Annotated in this window: 19 protein-coding genes and 1 other RNA gene; 14 read left to right on the top strand and 6 right to left on the bottom strand. The window is 63.3% G+C overall.

Annotation, left to right across the window (positions count from 1 at the left end; genetic code table 11):
• Position 1 precedes the first annotated feature (1 nt).
• Genes ABWI03_RS18635 through ABWI03_RS18605 form a run of 7 tightly spaced genes read left to right on the top strand, consistent with a single transcriptional unit; the run spans position 2 to position 4392 of the window.
• Entirely contained in the window at positions 2-442 is a 441-nt protein-coding gene (locus ABWI03_RS18635; protein WP_353798823.1) for a peptidoglycan recognition protein family protein, read from the top strand.
• Positions 442-930: a hypothetical protein gene (locus tag ABWI03_RS18630; RefSeq protein WP_353798824.1), complete on the top strand. Its 489-nt coding sequence runs from the start codon at positions 442-444 to the stop codon at positions 928-930. Before ABWI03_RS18635 ends, ABWI03_RS18630 begins: the two co-directional genes overlap by 1 nt.
• 2 nt (positions 931-932) lie before the next feature.
• The gene (locus ABWI03_RS18625) at positions 933-1517 is read left to right on the top strand and encodes a holin (protein WP_353798825.1); all 585 of its coding nucleotides are present in this window, start codon (positions 933-935) and stop codon (positions 1515-1517) included.
• 2 nt (positions 1518-1519) lie between these two features.
• Positions 1520-1909 carry a hypothetical protein gene (locus ABWI03_RS18620; protein ID WP_353798826.1) on the top strand — a complete coding sequence of 130 codons (390 nt, stop codon included), beginning with the start codon at positions 1520-1522 and terminating at the stop codon, positions 1907-1909.
• A complete protein-coding gene (locus ABWI03_RS18615) occupies positions 1906-2295 on the top strand; it encodes a hypothetical protein (protein WP_353798827.1) in 390 nt (129 codons plus the stop codon). Before ABWI03_RS18620 ends, ABWI03_RS18615 begins: the two co-directional genes overlap by 4 nt.
• Before the next feature lie 22 nt (positions 2296-2317).
• The gene (locus ABWI03_RS18610; protein WP_353798828.1) at positions 2318-3886 is read left to right on the top strand and encodes a hypothetical protein; all 1569 of its coding nucleotides are present in this window, start codon (positions 2318-2320) and stop codon (positions 3884-3886) included.
• Positions 3886-4392 (top strand): hypothetical protein, encoded by a 507-nt coding sequence (locus tag ABWI03_RS18605; protein WP_353798829.1) that lies wholly within the window; start codon positions 3886-3888, stop codon positions 4390-4392. Before ABWI03_RS18610 ends, ABWI03_RS18605 begins: the two co-directional genes overlap by 1 nt.
• Before the next feature lie 396 nt (positions 4393-4788).
• Here ABWI03_RS18605 and ABWI03_RS18600 read toward each other — a convergent pair whose 3' ends face one another.
• Positions 4789-5688, bottom strand: a complete 900-nt coding sequence (locus tag ABWI03_RS18600) for a glycosyltransferase family 2 protein (RefSeq protein ID WP_353798830.1) — start codon at positions 5686-5688, stop codon at positions 4789-4791.
• Positions 5689-7057: 1369 nt separating this feature from the next.
• On the opposite strand from ABWI03_RS18600, the gene ABWI03_RS18595 reads away from it, so the two are divergent.
• Positions 7058-7282, top strand: coding sequence for a hypothetical protein (locus ABWI03_RS18595; RefSeq protein ID WP_235169670.1), 225 nt, complete (start codon positions 7058-7060; stop codon positions 7280-7282).
• A gap of 65 nt (positions 7283-7347) precedes the next feature.
• The gene (locus tag ABWI03_RS18590) at positions 7348-8367 is read left to right on the top strand and encodes a cobalamin biosynthesis protein (RefSeq protein WP_298773377.1); all 1020 of its coding nucleotides are present in this window, start codon (positions 7348-7350) and stop codon (positions 8365-8367) included.
• Here the strand turns inward: ABWI03_RS18590 and ABWI03_RS18585 are convergent.
• The 3 genes from ABWI03_RS18585 to ABWI03_RS18575 are packed head-to-tail and all read right to left on the bottom strand — an operon-like array spanning position 8308 to position 10459.
• Positions 8308-9237 carry an SURF1 family cytochrome oxidase biogenesis protein gene (locus ABWI03_RS18585; protein WP_298773375.1) on the bottom strand — a complete coding sequence of 310 codons (930 nt, stop codon included), beginning with the start codon at positions 9235-9237 and terminating at the stop codon, positions 8308-8310. The two genes, ABWI03_RS18590 and ABWI03_RS18585, sit on opposite strands and share 60 nt — an antisense overlap.
• A gap of 48 nt (positions 9238-9285) precedes the next feature.
• Positions 9286-9777, bottom strand: coding sequence for a low molecular weight protein-tyrosine-phosphatase (locus ABWI03_RS18580; RefSeq protein WP_298773373.1), 492 nt, complete (start codon positions 9775-9777; stop codon positions 9286-9288).
• On the bottom strand, positions 9764-10459 hold the full coding sequence (locus tag ABWI03_RS18575) for an HAD hydrolase-like protein (protein ID WP_298773371.1): 696 nt from the start codon (positions 10457-10459) through the stop codon (positions 9764-9766). The genes ABWI03_RS18580 and ABWI03_RS18575 overlap by 14 nt, the downstream gene beginning before the upstream one ends.
• A 56-nt stretch (positions 10460-10515) precedes the next feature.
• Between ABWI03_RS18575 and cobC the strand changes: the two genes are divergently transcribed.
• From cobC to ABWI03_RS18555, 4 genes are all read left to right on the top strand, one after another.
• A complete protein-coding gene (gene cobC, locus ABWI03_RS18570) occupies positions 10516-11550 on the top strand; it encodes an Rv2231c family histidinol phosphate aminotransferase CobC (RefSeq protein ID WP_298773369.1) in 1035 nt (344 codons plus the stop codon).
• The gene (locus tag ABWI03_RS18565; RefSeq protein ID WP_235169667.1) at positions 11547-12680 is read left to right on the top strand and encodes a Nif3-like dinuclear metal center hexameric protein; all 1134 of its coding nucleotides are present in this window, start codon (positions 11547-11549) and stop codon (positions 12678-12680) included. The genes cobC and ABWI03_RS18565 overlap by 4 nt, the downstream gene beginning before the upstream one ends.
• A 108-nt stretch (positions 12681-12788) precedes the next feature.
• Complete coding sequence (locus tag ABWI03_RS18560) at positions 12789-13526, top strand: zinc ribbon domain-containing protein (RefSeq protein WP_019748955.1); 738 nt, start codon at positions 12789-12791, stop codon at positions 13524-13526.
• Positions 13523-14662 (top strand): bifunctional RNase H/acid phosphatase, encoded by a 1140-nt coding sequence (locus ABWI03_RS18555; protein ID WP_298773366.1) that lies wholly within the window; start codon positions 13523-13525, stop codon positions 14660-14662. Before ABWI03_RS18560 ends, ABWI03_RS18555 begins: the two co-directional genes overlap by 4 nt.
• A 29-nt stretch (positions 14663-14691) precedes the next feature.
• Here ABWI03_RS18555 and ABWI03_RS18550 read toward each other — a convergent pair whose 3' ends face one another.
• Positions 14692-15927 carry an SLC13 family permease gene (locus ABWI03_RS18550; protein ID WP_095969810.1) on the bottom strand — a complete coding sequence of 412 codons (1236 nt, stop codon included), beginning with the start codon at positions 15925-15927 and terminating at the stop codon, positions 14692-14694.
• Positions 15928-15955: 28 nt separating this feature from the next.
• The gene (locus tag ABWI03_RS18545) at positions 15956-16483 is read right to left on the bottom strand and encodes a DUF1697 domain-containing protein (RefSeq protein ID WP_298773363.1); all 528 of its coding nucleotides are present in this window, start codon (positions 16481-16483) and stop codon (positions 15956-15958) included.
• A 54-nt stretch (positions 16484-16537) separates the two neighbouring features.
• Here ABWI03_RS18545 and rnpB point away from each other — a divergent pair.
• Positions 16538-16952: RNase P RNA component class A (gene rnpB / locus ABWI03_RS18540), an RNA gene on the top strand.
• Positions 16953-17059: the final 107 nt, after the last annotated feature.

The following is a 17059-nucleotide window of genomic DNA, read 5'->3' as shown; positions in this document are numbered from 1 at the left end:
AATGACATGGACAGGAGATCCCGTCTGGCTCGCAGATGTCTTGCGCGCCGAGGGGCTCAACGTCATCGAAACGCCCGGCTGGAAAGAGCGCGGTCACGGCGACTTCCGTGATATTCGCGGCGTGATCTGCCACCACACCGCAGGCGGCGGCAGCAACGACTGGCGCATCGTCCTCAACGGCCGTCCAGATCTGGAAGGACCGCTCGCGCAACTCGTTCTGGAGAAGGACGGCACCTTCCGCGTGATCGCAGTCGGCGTGTGCTGGCATGCAGGTCGCGGCTCCTGGCCGGGCTGGCCGACCAATGACGCCAACTGGCACACCATCGGCATCGAAGCAGTCTCGCGCGGGACCGCCCCCTGGGACTGGACCCCGGCACAGCTCGACGCCTACAAACGCGGCTGCGCCGCGATCATGCGCAAACTCGGACGGAGGGCCGACTGATGGGTGATGTTGTCGGACACAAGGAATACAGCAGCGAAGGAAAGATCGACCCCGCGGGAATCGACATGCCTTCCTTCCGGCGGGAAGTACAGAAGATCATCGACACCCCGCCCGGCTCGAAAACGAATCCCACCCCCACCCCTGGAGGAATCCCCGTGTCTGATCAGCAGATCGCCGAAATCCACAATCAGATCGGCGTCAGTCACCCAGTGCGCCAGGTCTTTCAGAAACTGTTCTACAACACCAAGGACGGCAAGATGTGGACGCGAGCCGGACTCGCGGACATCTTCAACGAGGTCGTCTGGGACGGCTTTATCAACCCTGTCGACATCATCGACGGCAAGGATGATCCCGACGAAAAGCCGGACTCGGCCAACAAGGCCCGCCGCGGCTCGCTCATGTCGTACGTCCTGGGCGCCTACCGTGACGCTGCGATTGCGCGCCGCAACACCGAAGACATCCTCAAGCTCCTGAAGGCAGGTAAATGATCATGGCTGAATCAGCACCCACTATTACGGTCGGCGTCGAACTCAACGGCGCGTACACCGTTGACACGAAGTCGTTCTGGCTCGACCTTCTCGACCGAACCATCAAGACATTCATCCAGACGCTGCTGATCTTCCTCGGCGCTGGCGCTACCATCGCGTCCGTCTCCTGGACGACCGCACTGTCCTCGGCCGCGCTCGCAGCACTCGTCTCGTTCCTGATCGCACTGTCGACATCGACGGCGCTCACATCCGGGAACTTCCTCATCGACACCGCAGACCGCGTGGGACGCACGTTTGTCAGTGCACTCGTCGGCGCAATCCCCGCGACCGGAACGCTCTCGGACATCAACTGGCGCGACGCGCTGACGCTGGCTGCTACCGCTGCATTGATCTCCGTACTGACCTCGCTGGCATCGACCAACTTCGGACCAACCAAGGGGCTGCCATCGCTCGCGCCAGTCAAGCCAGCGGTCGATGCCGTCATCAATGGAGACGTCGAGGAGGTCGAGGATACGGAAATCGACGCTGACCCAGTCCTGGCCAAAATTTCCCCGGCCGGCGAGCACCGTCGCCCTGACGGGAACTGATCATGCTCGGTGCGCGGTTGACTGCCGCGACAGCCGGGATCATGCAGGTGACAGTCGGATTGCTCTACATCGGCCCCGAAGAGTTGGTGCGTAGACCGCTGCTCCCGGGGCAGGTCTCCGCAGTGGTCTACATCGAGGGAATCGGCCCAGTCTGGACAGTCTCGTTCGTCCTTGCCGGACTGTTCCTGATCTGGGCCGCCGTTCATAGGAGGGGATTCGTTCCCGGCTACATCGCCGCGGCCGGAGTTTGGGGGCTCTACGGGGGAGCTGTGCTTATTTCGGCACTACTGACCGAGCCTCCAGTCCCCGTCCTCACTGGCACCATCGCCTCGTTCATCGCGCTGTTGAAGCTGACTATCGCGCGCGACTGTTCCGAACGGGGGCTCAGATGAACCCTGACCTTATTGCAGCGATCGGTGGCGTCATCACCGCGTCCGGGCTCGTTCTCACGGGAATCCTTGGCACAAGGTCGAAGGTCAAACTCGACGACATTGATCGCCTGAACGACGAATTGGACGAGGCCAGAGCAGATCTCGCCACGGAACGGCAAGAGCGAGCTGCGGACAGGTTGTCGGAGCAGGCCCGGCATAACACCGAGATTGCGCACCTCGAAGGGCGTGTGGCAACTCTCACCGGGCAGCTCGACGCACGCGACCGGACCATCAACAAGATCGATCGTCTCGTCCTGGTGATGCGCACGCACATTGCGCGGCTGAATCGCAAGATCGTCGACCTCGGTCACGAGCCGCCCCCACGCCCTCCGGAGATGGACGAATGACAACAGATCGAGGTGAGCACTGATGGCGACACTGCAGCCTGCGAAGTACGGCAAGGTGGTTGGGCGACTGCTGGCTGTCGTGGCGGACGGGCCCGACGAAGACGAGTACCCAATTTCGGGAGGGTTCCCGGATGCCGTGCCCGTTCAAGGCTCGGTGACGTTCACTCCGCGAGCGACGCAAATTCTTGTGCCACTCGCAATCCCGGCACCGGTGACAGCATTCCCTCATCCGATCACTGTCCAATTGGATCAGAACGGATTCCTGACTCACAACGGCAAGAAGGGCGTCTTCCTTCTGTGTCCTTCTGCCGCAACGAATCCACCGTCGTTCACCTACTCGGTGAGTTACAACCTGACGCTTGATGGTGCTGTCGTGAGTTCGACGAAGTTCGATCTCGAGCTGGTCGAATACGTTCCCGGTCCGGACCCTGCAGATCCGGACGAGGGTTCCACGGCAGTCGATCTCACGCTCGTGACTCCGGTCTATCCCACGCCAGGGGTTCCGGTGGTGCGGGGACCGAAGGGTGACAGTTGGCTCGACGTGCGATTGTCGAATGACGGGCTGGCGCTGGTCTTCCAACTGCAGACTGAGACTGCGATCGTCGATGACGTCGTTACTATTCCGGCATTGGCTGATCTCGCTGTAGCGGTTGGCGCCTCGGAAGATGCGCGCGATGCGGCCGAGGGATTCGCGGGTAATGCTGCGGGCCATGCTTCCGACGCAGAGGACTTCAAGGACGCGGCAGGCACTTCCGCCGGCGCGGCAGGCACTTCCGCCGCAGCCGCTCATGGTTCCGAGGTTGCTGCGCTCGGACATGAGGAGCAGGCGGAGTACTGGGCAGGCCAGGCAGAAGAGGCGGTGTCGTCGGGAGTACCTGACGCAGGACCTTCGACGAAGGGCAAACTGAAACTGGCAGGGGACCTCGGTGGTACAGCAGACCTCCCGACCGTCCCAGGGTTGGCGGACAAGGCGCCGACTGTCCATTCGCATGTGATCTCAGACGTCACGGGACTCAACGCAGCACTCACCGGCAAGTCCCCGACAGGGCACGCGCACGTCGCGACCGATATCTCGGACGCGACGACAGTCGGTAAGGCCATTCTGAAGGCGGCAGACGCGGCCGCTGCGCGAACTGCTATAGGCGCCGGCACCTCAAATCTGGCGATCGGCACGACGGGTTCGACGGCCGCAGCGGGGAATGATGCGCGCCTGGCGGACACTCGCACGCCGACTGCGGGGACTTCGCCGTACGACACGACCCTGCCCGGTGCTGGCGAGACGTCGACTCGCGCAGTCGGCTACAACGATTGTGCGCTCGGCATCAAACTGCAGCGGGCAGTCACGTTTACTTCCGCTACGTTCCGATGCCTCACTGCCGACACGTCCGGAAATCTCGTCGTCGAGCTCCGAAAGAACGGGGCGTCGGTGTCCGGAACATCGACAACGATTGCCGCCGCCAATCAGGTGGCAGGTGCCACTAGTACGGGCACTTGGACTTTCGCCGCTGGCGATGTCTTGACGGTCTACGTCTCATCGATCGGTGCGACACCGGGCAAAGGTCTCGTCGTCGACCTTAAGGGGCTGGCCTGATGCCACACATATTTGTCCGCGGTGGATCTTCCATGGCGATGCCGGATTGGGTCCGCTACTACCCAAATATCACGACGTCACTGTCGGTCGCTCCACCGTCCGGGGGTTGGTCTGCGATGACAATCGCGGCGATCTACAACTCGGGACACACTGACCGGCAGATCATTGGCTCAGAAAACTGGATCTTGCTCGAACAGAAGGGGTTCAACATACCCCGGGCGGCAGCCGGCAACGGTTCGAGCTTCTTTCCGTGGTTTCTCGAGAAGGACGGCGTCAACCAAGCGCGAAACCAGTTGATCGTTTCGCGAACCCTTGCTGGCGCTTGGGCGAGCTTGAATGGCGTCACCGCCAGCGTTTCTGGACGAACCGAGAGTCCGGTGACTGCGAATGTCACAGTCCGGTCGGACATCGCGCAGTTGAAAGCGGTCGCCGTTTGGAATCGAGCGCTCACACCAGACGAACAGACCGCCGCTCTCGCGTGGCTCAACGCGCAGGCACCGGCCTGACTCGGCGCAAAAATGCCCCCCACCTTGCGAGGTGGGGGGCATTTTTTGGTTTCTACCGAATGCGCCGATGGCCAAGCGGAACACCAAACGGTGGATACAACAGATGATCGATGACTGCACGCCGGAGCAAGAGTGCTCCAGTAAGTAACGAGACCGAATATATTGCAAACTTCTTCAAGGATCCTCCACTCCCAACGTCCCGACAATCACAGATTGCCGCAGCGGGTTGAAAGATTACTACACCTGTGCTGTGAGATTACTGTGAGTCGGACATCTGAATCAGTTCAGATGAAAATAGAACGTATTACACGTTCTAAGGAGCAGAGTGTCGAGTTGCCCAAACTTCGCAGGAAAAGTGCTGAACCAGCGACGCGGAGGTCATCGAGGTCTCGCCCCCTAGACGAACAACGTCCTCTCACGAATGCTGCCTTGCACCTTGCCTGCAAAGAAGCCCGCATGTGTCACCCATTTGCCACGTGGCATCTTGGTGACTGATTGCGGCAAGGCTGGATTCAGAAGGGTCAGCCCCGCGATCTCAGTAAGGAGCGCACGGCCGGAAGGCTTCTTGAACCCGTGACCCTTGTACTTCTTGTGCAGCATCGCCGAAGCGCTGCCGTACATACGCATCTGCTTCCACACGCTGGCGATCTCCGACCTGAGCCGATACGCCACGACAGCCTTGGGCTCGTGCGCAAAAGTCATTCCCGCCATCTGTGCTCGCCAACAGAAGTCGATGTCGTCGCCAGCTGCGGTCATGGACTCGTCGCATCCGCCGATCGATTGGTACTGGGTCTTCCATGCCCCGAAGTTCGCCCCGAATGCGTATGGCAGGAACGAGCCGTATGTATGCGGAGTTTCGCTGGGGACAAACTCTCTCCAACTGTTGACTCGGGGAGAGTTAATCGACGCTGTCTCCAGCCCTCCGCCGACGACATCAGCGGTTTTCGCGGCCGTCGCCATGTGCTGTAGCCACTCCGGATGGACGCGGTCGTCAGCATCGCAGAAGGCGACGAATTCGCCTGCTGCATGATCGACCCCGACGTTGCGCGCATGCGAGACGCCACGCACCGACGACGAGTCGACCCATCGCAAGCGAAGCGCCTCAACGAGAGGGTGACTCTCGATGTAGCTGCGTAGGCCGTCCGTCGAGCCGTTGTCGCTGACAATGACCTCGAACGCGCCGTCATATTTCTGTGCGTCGAGGGCCGTGAGTTGCTCGCCGATGAGATCGACGGCATTGAAGGTGGGAATGACGACGGAGAGGAGGCTGATCGTCCGTGAAGGGTGGGCGCTCATGCCTCTATCAAACCAGACCGACCGTTCGCGCCGTACAACCCAGGTGTCCACCGATGCTGAGCGTGACCGCAGCTCGGTGGGCGGCGCGCTCGAACTGTCGGGGACGGGCGCGCGGTCTTGGTGGTCCGCCGACGGTAGCTGTGAACATCCAGTCGGCGGACCATGCGTGTCGGGACCGATGAAAGTTCGACACGCAGATCAGTGGTCCGCCGGGCATCAGGTGGGGTTCGTTCCGGCGGACCAAACCGGAGGTGCCCCGGCCGTTCGATTTGCAAACATGGGCGGTCCGCCCGTTCGCTAGTCAGCAACGAACGGGCGGACCAGATTGGTTGCCTCACTCGACCTGCGCGTGACCACATTGTGGGTGAGGCGTGCATCGACGTTGGAGGCCAGATGCCGTTCTGACCTTACCGAAGGAGGGGCGAGCCCGCTGATCATCGAGGAGGTGCCCACCGAGCATTTCTTGTGCCGTACTCGGTGGGCGCGCGTGTCGTACCGCTCCCCAGTCTCGACACGCAGTTTTCGGTAGCCCGCCCGATCGCTCGTCAGTAACAACCAGGCGGGCCGTGTGCGCCCAAATCCGACTAAAGAAAAGGCGCACAGTCCATAGGTGGCCCGCTCGAGCTAAATCGGGGGGGACTCGTCGAGCGGGCCTGGTGCGCGTCGCGGGGGGTGCAACGCGCACCCGGGCGATGCTACTTCGCGTCGCGAACGAATGCATATTGGCGGGGCCCGGCTGGTCTTCCCTTACCCTCCGGACCCCGCGGAGCCGAGGCTACCACTGGTCGAACAGGTGTGCGAATCTTTAGGTATGCCGTCAACCGAACGATCTCCGAAGCAGTGCCCACGCGGGCACCCATTGGCGGCCAACACGTGCCTCGTCGGATGGGAGGTCTGCGGTTGCCAGACGGCACACAACGGCGGTCATCGAACGCACTACTGCCGCCGCTGCGGCGAGACGATCCGGACCCCTGAGTGTGTTGGCGCGGAGCCGCAGAGGTCCCGATGGACTAGGGCACGAGGAGCATAAGTCAATTTCCTAGAGCTGATTCTGAAGAGTCAACTCTGAGCGGCTGACAACTGATTGTGTGTCCGAAGCTTCATGTCGCCGCCAGATGGGGCGGCCAGAATGGACAGAATGTGGACAGTGAGGGCATCGAAAGGGTTCGAATGGCATCGAATCTCATGGAATAACGATGCTGGTCATGGCTGTTTATTGACAGCTGAGCAGCATGTATGCTGCCGCTAGAATAGGGTTCGAAACCCTCCGCGCCCACCGAAGTATTCGAACCCCGATCTGCATGTCGATGCAGATCGGGGTTTTTTCGTTTTCGACAACGAATTGTCCGCAATACGCCATTCTGGACGCATGTCCAGTTCTGTGATCGAAGTAGCTGTCGACCCGACGCGCGTGCATCCCACCCGTCCGCACATACACATCGCCGAGATGCCCAGTCTCAGTGTTGTGTTGTTCGCGGGGCAGACGATCCGGGTTCGTTCCCAAAGCGACGCGCTGGCGACCGGGATTGCCCGTGTCTGGGAAATCAACCGAATGCACCGCTTGATCTATCTGACGATCGACTGGGACCGGTAGTGCTCAGCTCGGGCAGACACGTGACGGTTGGCCAGAGAACGAGCGTCGCTGCTACAACTACGCTCGTGCAGATTTCGGTTCGTTCGTCCCAATCTCGATTCAATGCGCGAGCCGCCGGGCTTCTCCTCGGCTACGTTGCGGATCGGGCATTCGCCGATCCGGGGCAGTTCCATCCCGTTGCCGGCTTCGGAACCGCAGCTATCGCGCTGCAGAAGATGTCCTACCGAGACTCACGCACGGCTGGAACACTTCATGTCGCCGTGCTCGTGGCCGGCGCCGCTGGGCTTGGCTTCGCAGCCGAAGCAGCCTCGCGCCGGGCCGGTTGGGTGGCCGTCACCGGTACGACGGCGATAGCCACCTGGGCCGTGCTCGGCGGGACGTCGCTTGCACGCACCGGCATCGACATGGCCGCTCGATTGGAGGCGTCACAGGTCGACGGCGACCTGACGAAAGCGCGTGAGCTTCTTCCTTCACTGTGTGGACGTGATCCGTCGGTGTTGGGCGAAGAGGGCCTCACTCGAGCTGCGCTGGAGTCGGTCGCCGAGAACACCTCCGACGCCAGTGTCGGCGCAGTGTTCTGGGGCGCGGTTGCGGGTGTGCCGGGTCTGTTCGCCTACCGCGCGGTCAACACACTCGACGCGATGATCGGCTATCGCTCCGAGAAATACCTCAGATTCGGGTGGGCTGCGGCGAGGTTCGACGACCTGGTCAATATCGTCCCGGCTCGGCTGACCGGCGCGCTGACGGCTGCGTGTGCACCGGTGGTGGGCGGCTCGGTGCGCGAGTCGCTGACAGCGTGGAAACGCGACGCAGCGGCTCATCCAAGCCCCAATGCGGGCGTCGCGGAAGCGTCGGCAGCAGGGGCATTGGGCATTTCGTTGGGCGGCCGGACCGAGTACGCACACGGGGTGGAGATGCGCCCCGTCCTCGGCAGCGGGCCCGTGCCGACGCCGAACGATCTGCGCCGCGCGTCGAGGCTCTCGTCGGCGGTGCAGATCAGTGCGGCAGTGGTGTCGGCGGGTATTTCAGCGGGTATTGCCGTATCGATCGGCAAGTTTGGCTTCCTGCGCCGTCAGGGGCACTGATTCCGGTTCCGGCTTCTTGCGACGGCTGAAGGTACGAGCCGGTTCGGCGGGGGGTGCGGTCGCTGCCGCATCTGGAGTCTTCTCGGTCGCGGCGTCGTCCGCTGCGAAGCCGTCGACAGCTGCTTGAGCCGCCTTTTCCTTGCGACGTTCGCGCCACTCCGCGCGGATGAAGTAGGCCAGTCCGAGCGGCGCCATGATGCCGAACGCCAGCCACTGGAACCCGTACGAGAGGTACGGGCCCGCGTCGAGTTGGGGGAGCGGAATCGTGCCGAGACCGCCGGGCTGGTCGGGTTCGAGCTGGATGTACGCGTCGATCAGGTCCGTTCCGATGAACTCGCCGATCGGTCGTGCGTCGATGGAGTAGACCTGTTTGGCGCCGTCCTCGAACATCGGAACTCGGCCGGGCGCAGTGCCTTCCGACAGGCGCACGCGTCCGTTGAGGGTGACCGGCTCGGTCGGCGGAGCAGCGATGGGCGGTGCCTCGGCGCCGTTGATCGGCCGAACGTATCCGCGATTGACGAGGATCGTGCGGCCGTCGTCCAGAAGGAAAGGCGTCAGGATCTCGTACGACGGTGCGCCCTCGATGGACTGCAGTCGTACGAGGATGTCGGCGTCGGGCAGATAGGTGCCTGCCGCGGTGATGTTTCGCCATTCGTCGTCCGGTGCGATCGTCGAATCGGCGATGACGTCACTGATCGGCACGGTCTCCGCGTTGATCGAGTTCGAGATCAGATCATTGCGATGCTCGGTCTTCGTGTTCTTGCCGAGTTGCCACGGAGCGAGCACGGTGAAGCACAGGTAGGCGAAGAGCCCGACCACAGCTGCCAGTACCAACCAACCGGGCCGCAACAGGAATTTCAGTCTTCGCACACGTCCACGGTATCCGTTGCCCGAACGGGAGTGAATTTTGCTCCGGGTTCAGGCTCGCTCGCGGATCCAGTCGAGTATGTCGGGAATGGCCGCTTCGATCTGGTCTCGAACCAGTTCGAAGTCCTCCTGATCCCCGTAGTACGGGTCCGGAACCGATTCTCCGTCCGCCTCGGGGTCGAACGATCGCAGTAGGCGCCGGCGCTCGGTGGGCACGCCGAGATGAGCAAGCTCACGTTCGTGCCCCGTGTCGAGGGCGACGACAAGGTCGGCCGCGAGATGATCTGCGTTGACCTGCGCGGCGCTGTGGCCCGTCGGATATCCGGCCGCTCGGAGCACGACGTTGGTCCGCTCGTCGGCGTCACTGCCGGTGTGAAAGCCCTCGGTACCGGCGCTGCTGACACGGACCCGGTCGGCGAGGCCTTCGCGGCCCAGATGCGCGAGCAAGATCTTTTCGGCCATCGGTGACCGGCAGATATTGCCGGTGCACACAAACGTCACATGGAGTGGTTCAGTCACGTGGAGTGGTTCAGTGGCGGCCATCGAGAAGTCCTCCCAGTTCGGATGCCGACGATACGGAGCGAAACGCTTGCCGCGCTTCCTCGGCGGAACCGTAGCCCCATTCGACGACGACGGTGGGGATGCCGTACTTCGCGGCGCCGAGGACGTCGTGATCACGATCGCCGATCATCAACACGTCGGGGGTTCCGCCGTCGGCAGCGAGGACGGGTGTGATCCCGAGTGAGGTCAGCGAGTGTGCGATCACATCGGGTTTCGCCCGTCGAGCTCCGTCGTCACTTGCGCCGCCGATGAACTCGAAGTGCTCGGCCAGACCGAAATGCTCGAGGATACGAATTGCGAACCGCTCCGACTTCGAAGTCGCGACGGCCAGTCGGGTGCCGCTCGCGCGAGCCTTACCCAGGACGACGTCCATGCCCTCGTACACCGAGTTCTCCTGCCACCCGGTCGCGTCATAGCGCTCGATGTACGCGGCGATCGCCCGGTCCACGTCCGCCGGGGCCATACCGAGTGACCTGAAGGTGTCGACCATCGGTGGGCCGATCACCGATGCCAACATCGCTTCCGTCGGCTCCGGATGGCCGACAGTTGCCAACGCATGTCGGAAGCCGCCGTGGATGCCGGGAGCGGAATCGGTGATGGTTCCGTCCAGATCGAACAGAACTACCGGAAAACGGTCGAGGGGTGGTGTCGTCACGGCACTCATTGTCCCGGACGGCAGGGGTGATGTCCGCGCACGGTGCTCGACCGTAGGCTGACCGGGTGAGTACCGGAACGGTTGACCTGGAGAGCTTGAGACATCACGGCGATGTCGAAGCGGAGCCCGGGTTACTCGATTTTGCCGTCAACGTCCAAGGCTCCGGCCCACCGAAGTGGTTGCGGGATCGGCTGGCCACAGGGCTGTCGACGCTCGGTTCGTACCCGTCGGCTGCAGCGGAACTGAAAGCCCGCGAAACGGTCGCGCAGCGGCACGGGCGCCGGCCCGAAGAGGTGCTGTTGCTCTCGGGCGGTGCCGAGGGATTCGCGATGCTGCCGCGCCTGGGCTCTCGTTCGGCAGCGCTGATCCATCCGTCGTTCACCGAGCCGGAACTGGCGCTGCGAGAGGCCGGTGTACCGGTGACGCAGGTGATTCTGGAGCCGCCTTTCGAGCTTCGGACCGCACAGATACCCGAATCCGCGGACCTTGTCGTTCTCGGCAATCCGACCAACCCGACGTCCGTGCTTCACCCCAAGGCCGATGTGTTGGCATTGCGTCGGCCGGGCCGGATCCTGGTGGTGGACGAGGCCTTCGGCGATGCGGTGCCCGGCGAAACGGAGAGCGTCGCCGGTGTCGAGTCGGCGGATGTACTGGTGCTTCGGAGCCTGACCAAGACGTGGGCGCTCGCCGGATTGCGGTGTGGGTACGCGATCGGGTCTCCCGATCTTCTGGCTCGGTTCACCCACGGCCGAGCCCACTGGCCATTGGGCAGTCTGCAGATCGAGGCCATCACGGCATGCTGCGAACCGTTCGCGGTCGAGCAGTCGAGGGTCAAAGCCGAAGCGATTGCCGTGGACCGCCGAGACATGTCCCGGCGGCTGACCGAGATCGGGATTGCCGTGCACGAACCCGCTGCGGGGCCGTTCGTGCTCATCGACGTCCGTGACGGCGCCACGATGCGGGAGCACCTGCGTGCCCGCGGTATCGCCGTCCGCCGGTGCGACACCTTTCCCGGACTCGGCCCGGATCAGTTGCGTGTGGCCGTCCGTCCAGCCGAGCAGGTTTCGGTACTGATCGAAGCGATGAAGGAGATCTTGTGAGCGGCCCAACTCTTGCGGACGTCATAGCCGTGCTGGAATCCGCTTATCCGCCGGCCCTGGCGGAATCGTGGGATTCGGTCGGTCTGGTCTGCGGCGATCCGGCCGACGCGGTGACGCGAGTGGTTTTCGCTGTGGATCCGACCGAGGCAGTGGTCGACGACGCCATCGCCTCCGGTGCCGATCTTCTGGTCGTTCACCATCCACTTCTGCTGCGTGGGGTGGACACCGTCGGCGCTCACACGCCCAAGGGTGCGTTGGTCCACAAACTCATCAAAGCCGGGTGTGCGCTGTTTTCGGCGCACACCAATGCGGACTCCGCCGACCCCGGAGTGTCCGACGCGTTGGCGCAGGCTCTGGGCCTGACCGTGCTGCGTCCGATCGAACCCAAGCCGACGCAGCCGCTCGACAAGTGGGTCGTCATGGTTCCGGTGGAGAATGCATCGGCCGTGCAGGATGCACTTTTCGACGCAGGGGCTGGGCGGATCGGTGACTACAGCCAATGCAGCTGGACCGTCACCGGAACGGGTCAGTTCCTGCCCGCCGACGGAGCTAATCCGACGATCGGGACCGTCGGCGCTGTGGAGCAGGTTCGCGAGGATCGTGTGGAAGTGATTGCCCCGCGGGGAAAGCGAAGTGAGGTGCTGGGCGTATTGCGGGCGGCTCACCCGTACGAGGAACCGGCCTTCGATGTCTTCGAACTCGCAGCGTTCCCCAGTTCACTCGGACTGGGGCGGTTGGGTGAGCTCGACCACCCCGAAACCTTGCGGGAGTTCACGGCGCGAGTAGCGCGCTCACTGCCCTCGACCGAGTGGGGTGTTCGCGCGGCCGGAGATCCAGACGCAACCGTTCGTACCGTGGCGGTTTGCGGCGGTTCCGGCGACTCGTATCTCGACGTGGTGGCGGGACTGGGCGCCGACGTCTACGTCACTGCGGACCTGCGGCATCATCCTGCGGACGAGCACCTACGTGCCGGTGGCCCGGCTCTGGTCGACGTCGCCCATTGGGCGAGTGAATACCCGTGGTGTGCACAGGCGAAATCGGTGCTCGACGCCGCGTTTGCCGACAATCCGGGGTGGGAAAGCCGGGTTTCGACAATTCGCACCGATCCGTGGTGTTTGAGTGCGCATTAGTGCAGCGCTCTGCAAGGTACGGTTGCACGAACAATTCAAGAGCAGTTCTTCGAGAGCCGTCCTTCGCGAGCACTGCCGACATCGGACTTACAGCAGGAGTTATACAGCGTGAACGTCGAACCACAGGTGCAATCCAAGCTTCTCGACCTCGCCGGGGTGGATGCTGAGCTCACTCGGATCACCCACCGACGCGGAGCGCTTCCCGAGCAACAGGAAGTCGAACGTCTCGAGGCCGAGCGAATCAGCCGTAAAGATGCGTCCGTAGCCGTCGAAATTCAGATCGACGACATTGATCGCGACATTCGCAAGCTCGAAGGCGAGGTCGACGCTGTTCGTCAGCGTGAGGATCGTGACCGCACGCTGTTGCAGAGTGGGTCGGTCGGGGCGAAGCAGCTCACCGAACTCGAACACGAACTCGGCAGCCTGGTCAGGCGGCAGGGGCTCCTCGAGGACGAGTTGCTCGAAGTGATGGAGCAGCGTGAGGCATTGCAGGCCGATCACGATCACGCCGGTGCCCAGCTGTCCCAGGCCGAAGAAGAGCTGATCGACGCCAAGCGTCGCCGTGACGACGCCGTCGCCGATCTGGACAAGGCGCAAGAGCGTTGCGCCGCCGATCGCGAACGACTCGTCGGTGAATTCCCCGCCGATTTCCTTGCTGTCTACGAGAAGCAGCGCACCCTGGGCGGACCGGGCGCGGCGCTTCTGCAGGCACGCCGATGTGGCGCTTGCCGGATCGAGATCGACCGCGGCGAGATCTCCCGAATCGCCGCGACACCGGCCGACGTCGTCGTTCGTTGCCCAGAGTGCAATGCAATCATGGTGCGTACCAAGGAGTCCGGTCTGTGAGTCCCACGCAGGTCATCGTCGAGGCCGACGGTGGATCGCGCGGCAACCCCGGCCCGGCCGGCTACGGTGCCGTGGTCTTCGACTCCAACCGCTCGGTGTTGGCCGAACGCAAGGAAAGCATCGGAATCGCGACCAACAACGTCGCCGAGTACCGCGGACTGATCGCAGGGTTGACTGCCGCCGGTGAACTCGGAGCGTCGACGGTCGACGTCCGCATGGACTCCAAGCTGGTCGTCGAGCAGATGTCCGGGCGATGGAAGGTCAAGCACCCGGACATGATTCCGCTGCAGCGACGCGCTGCCGAGTTGGCGACGCAGTTCTCGGGAGTGACCTACACGTGGATTCCGCGCGGCGAGAATTCTCATGCCGATCGTCTTGCCAACGAGGCGATGGACGCGGCTGCCGGTATCGAAACCGGTCCAGTCGCACCTTCGGCCCCCGCACCTGTTGCACCCGCCGCGCCGTCCGAAGAGACATCGGAGCCTCAGATCGCCGGCTCTCCCGGATGGATCGCCACCACCGGCAAGCCGACACGAATGTTGTTGCTACGTCACGGACAGACAGCGATGTCGGTCGATCGCCGCTACTCCGGGCGCGGCAATCCGGAGCTCACGGAACTGGGCCGCGCGCAGGCTGCCGGCGCGGCCGGACGCTTCGGGAACCGCGGCGGTATCGACGCCATCGTCTGCTCGCCCCTCGGCAGAACCCGGGAGACGGCAGAGGCATCGGCGCGCGTGCTCGGTCTTCCCGTCGTCGAGCACAAGGGTTTGATCGAAACCGATTTCGGCGACTGGGACGGACTCACGTTCCGCGAGGCAGCCGAGCGCGACCCGGACCTGCATCGCGAATGGCTCTCGGACACTTCGGTGCGTCCACCCGGCGGCGAGAGTTTCGACGAGGTGCGAGAACGAGTCGTCGCCGCGCGCGACGACCTGATCTCGACCTACGGCGGCGCGACGCTGTTGGTCGTCTCTCACGTCACCCCGATCAAGACTTTGGTGCAGTTGGCGCTCGATGCCGGGCCGTCGTTGCTGTACCGCTTGCATCTGGACCTGGCGTCGCTGAGCATCACCGAGTTCTACCCCGACGGGGGAGCCTCGGTCCGGTTGGTCAACGACACGTCACACCTTCGCTGAAAGAGCCCTGACGGCTGATCAGCCTCTGATCAGATCACCAGCCACAGGGCACTCACGGCGGCGAGCAGCGTCAGTGGCGTCGTGATGATCCCGAGCAGAGTGAATGTCGCCAGCGTGGGCGGTGCGCCCGCGCTGGTGGCAACTCGTCGCCAGAGCATGGTCGCGAGAGAGCCCACGTAGGTGAGGTTGGGGCCGAGGTTGACGCCGATCAACATCGCGAGCACCAGAGCTGGAGGTGCCGCCGTTCCGAGTGCCGCGATCATCAGCAAGGTTGCCGGCAGGTTGTTGACGAGATTGGACGCAACCGCCGCTACCGCGGCGACAAAGAGCAGTGATCCGTAGCTGGTGTCGCCTGGCAGGATCTGCGCAATCCATTCGCCCACCGGCCCGTTCGCGACGCCGGCGACGATGATCCCGAGAACCAGGACGAACGCGCAGAACCAGAGGTCGGCAGCGTAGATCATCTTGGCGGCGGTCGTACGGTGCCGAGCCAGAGCGATCGCTCCCAGGACACTCGCACCCACCACGGCGATCCAGGCGGGTTCGATCCCGAAGAAACCCGAAACCGCGAAACCGAGCAGCGTCAGTCCGATCACCGTCAGCGGCAGAATCGGCGCAGGCGCAGATCTGGCTGCCGCAGGCGGATCTGCGCTGTCGTCCCGCACGAGTTCCGAGCGGAAGAACAGTCGAAAGATCAGATATTCGACAGCGATCGTCACGATCCACGGCAACGCCATCAATGCCGTGAAGTGCAAGAACGTCAAACCTGTTGCAGCAAAAGCGATGAGGTTGGTCAGGTTCGACACCGGCAGGAGCGTCGACGCCGAGTTCGACAGGTGCGCACTGGCATAGGAATGGGGCCGCGGACTTGCTCCGATGGATCGTGCGGCCGCGATCACTGCGGGCGTCAGCAGCACGACGGTGGCGTCGAGGCTCAGCACCGCCGTGGTCAGGGCAGCGGCGCCGAATACGTACATCAGCAACCGGTGCGGATCGGCAAGGGATTTTTGCTGCAGGATCTGGCTGACCCAGCGAAAGACGCCGAGAGCGTCCGCGGCATGAGCGAGAACCAGCACGGCAACCAGGAAGACGACGGTGGGTGCCATGCTCGTCAGTTCTTCGCGGGCTTCGTCGAGAGTGACGACGCCGGTCAGGAGAACGACGACGGCTGCCGGCCCGGCGATGACGATCTCGGGGAGCTCGCGTGGACGCACTATCGCAAAGACGAGGACGAGGGCGACGAGCAGGATCGGTAGAAGAGTCACGCGTTGGTGCTCCGTGTCGGGGCGAGCGTCATTTGAGCAGTTTGTAGAGCGTGTTCAGATTTCGGGTTGTGGTGAAGGCCTTGAAGTTCGGTTTTCCGGTGTTCCTGCCGAACGCGCTCTTGACGGTCTGCCCCTTCTCGACCTCCCAGTACAGGACTCCGTCGCCGGCCACCACGCGTTCGACCGAGGCATCGAGTTGCGCTGCCGCAGCGCTCAATTCCTCGAGGATTTCAGGCTCGGAGGCAACCATCGCGTAAGCATGCCAACCCTCGCGTTCGCGCTCGAACGGGTAGTTGTCCACGATCGCTTGCAGTGTCGGAATGTCGAGGACGAATACCCAAGCCTCGTAGCCGAACTCGCGGGCAAGGGCGGATTCGATCTGTTTCTTCAACGACGGGATGTCGGTGCTCGGACTGTCGAACAGAACGTTGCCGGAGGCCAGGACGGTTTTCACGCCTTCGAATCCGAGGTCACCGAAGACTCTCGCCAGGTCCGCCATCTTGATGTTGATGCCGCCCACGTTGATACCGCGTAGCAGGGCCACGTACCGAGTCATAAGGTGACCATAGTGCCGACCACCGACAGGCGCCCGGTAGCATACGGGGGCGGACGAGTTGGCCGGGCGGCCGCGGCTTCTGGAACCAGCGTGTACCACGCACAGGCCTGGGGCCGAGGAAAGTCCGGACTCCACAGAGCAGGGCGGTTGTTAACGGCAACCCGAGGCAACTCGCGGGACAGTGCCACAGAAAACAGACCGCCTGCCTTTCGAGGCAGGTAAGGGTGAAACGGTGCGGTAAGAGCGCACCAGCACCTCGGGTGACCGGGGTGGCTAGGTAAACCCCGCCCGGAGCAAGGTTGAAGGTCGCATCGCCCGCGGTGCGGCTGCGCAGGTGTTCGAGGGCTGCTCGCCCGAGCCTGCGGGTGAACCGCTCGAGGCACCCGGCGACGGTGTGCCCAGATGGATGGTCGCCACTCGGCACTTCGGTGTCGCAGGACAGGATCCGGCTTACACGCCGACTCGTCCGCCCGCGATCTGCAAGAGAGCAAAAAGGAAGACCCCCACCGGATCGGTGGGGGTCTTCCTTTTTTGGTCGAAAGCTGTCAGACAGGCTTGATGACCAGCAGCGTAGCC

This window comes from Rhodococcus baikonurensis (assembly GCF_040489275.1).
Taxonomy (GTDB): Bacteria; Actinomycetota; Actinomycetes; order Mycobacteriales; family Mycobacteriaceae; genus Rhodococcus_F; species Rhodococcus_F baikonurensis.
The sequence above is the reverse complement of the archived record's forward strand: the minus strand, read 5'-3'. Positions and strand labels throughout refer to the sequence as shown.

Bases quoted from the DNA above. Each gene is read 5' to 3' on its own strand.
- ABWI03_RS18620 (WP_353798826.1), top strand. From the start codon at position 1,520: ATGCTCGGTGCGCGGTTGACTGCCGCGACAGCCGGGATCATGCAGGTG.
- ABWI03_RS18635 (WP_353798823.1), top strand. From the start codon at position 2: ATGACATGGACAGGAGATCCCGTCTGGCTCGCAGATGTCTTGCGCGCC.
- ABWI03_RS18625 (WP_353798825.1), top strand. From the start codon at position 933: ATGGCTGAATCAGCACCCACTATTACGGTCGGCGTCGAACTCAACGGC.
- ABWI03_RS18615 (WP_353798827.1), top strand. From the start codon at position 1,906: ATGAACCCTGACCTTATTGCAGCGATCGGTGGCGTCATCACCGCGTCC.
- ABWI03_RS18575 (WP_298773371.1), bottom strand. From the start codon at position 10,459: ATGAGTGCCGTGACGACACCACCCCTCGACCGTTTTCCGGTAGTTCTG.
- ABWI03_RS18630 (WP_353798824.1), top strand. From the start codon at position 442: ATGGGTGATGTTGTCGGACACAAGGAATACAGCAGCGAAGGAAAGATC.
- ABWI03_RS18600 (WP_353798830.1), bottom strand. From the start codon at position 5,688: ATGAGCGCCCACCCTTCACGGACGATCAGCCTCCTCTCCGTCGTCATT.
- ABWI03_RS18605 (WP_353798829.1), top strand. From the start codon at position 3,886: ATGCCACACATATTTGTCCGCGGTGGATCTTCCATGGCGATGCCGGAT.
- ABWI03_RS18595 (WP_235169670.1), top strand. From the start codon at position 7,058: ATGTCCAGTTCTGTGATCGAAGTAGCTGTCGACCCGACGCGCGTGCAT.
- ABWI03_RS18545 (WP_298773363.1), bottom strand. From the start codon at position 16,483: ATGACTCGGTACGTGGCCCTGCTACGCGGTATCAACGTGGGCGGCATC.
- ABWI03_RS18610 (WP_353798828.1), top strand. From the start codon at position 2,318: ATGGCGACACTGCAGCCTGCGAAGTACGGCAAGGTGGTTGGGCGACTG.
- ABWI03_RS18580 (WP_298773373.1), bottom strand. From the start codon at position 9,777: ATGGCCGCCACTGAACCACTCCACGTGACTGAACCACTCCATGTGACG.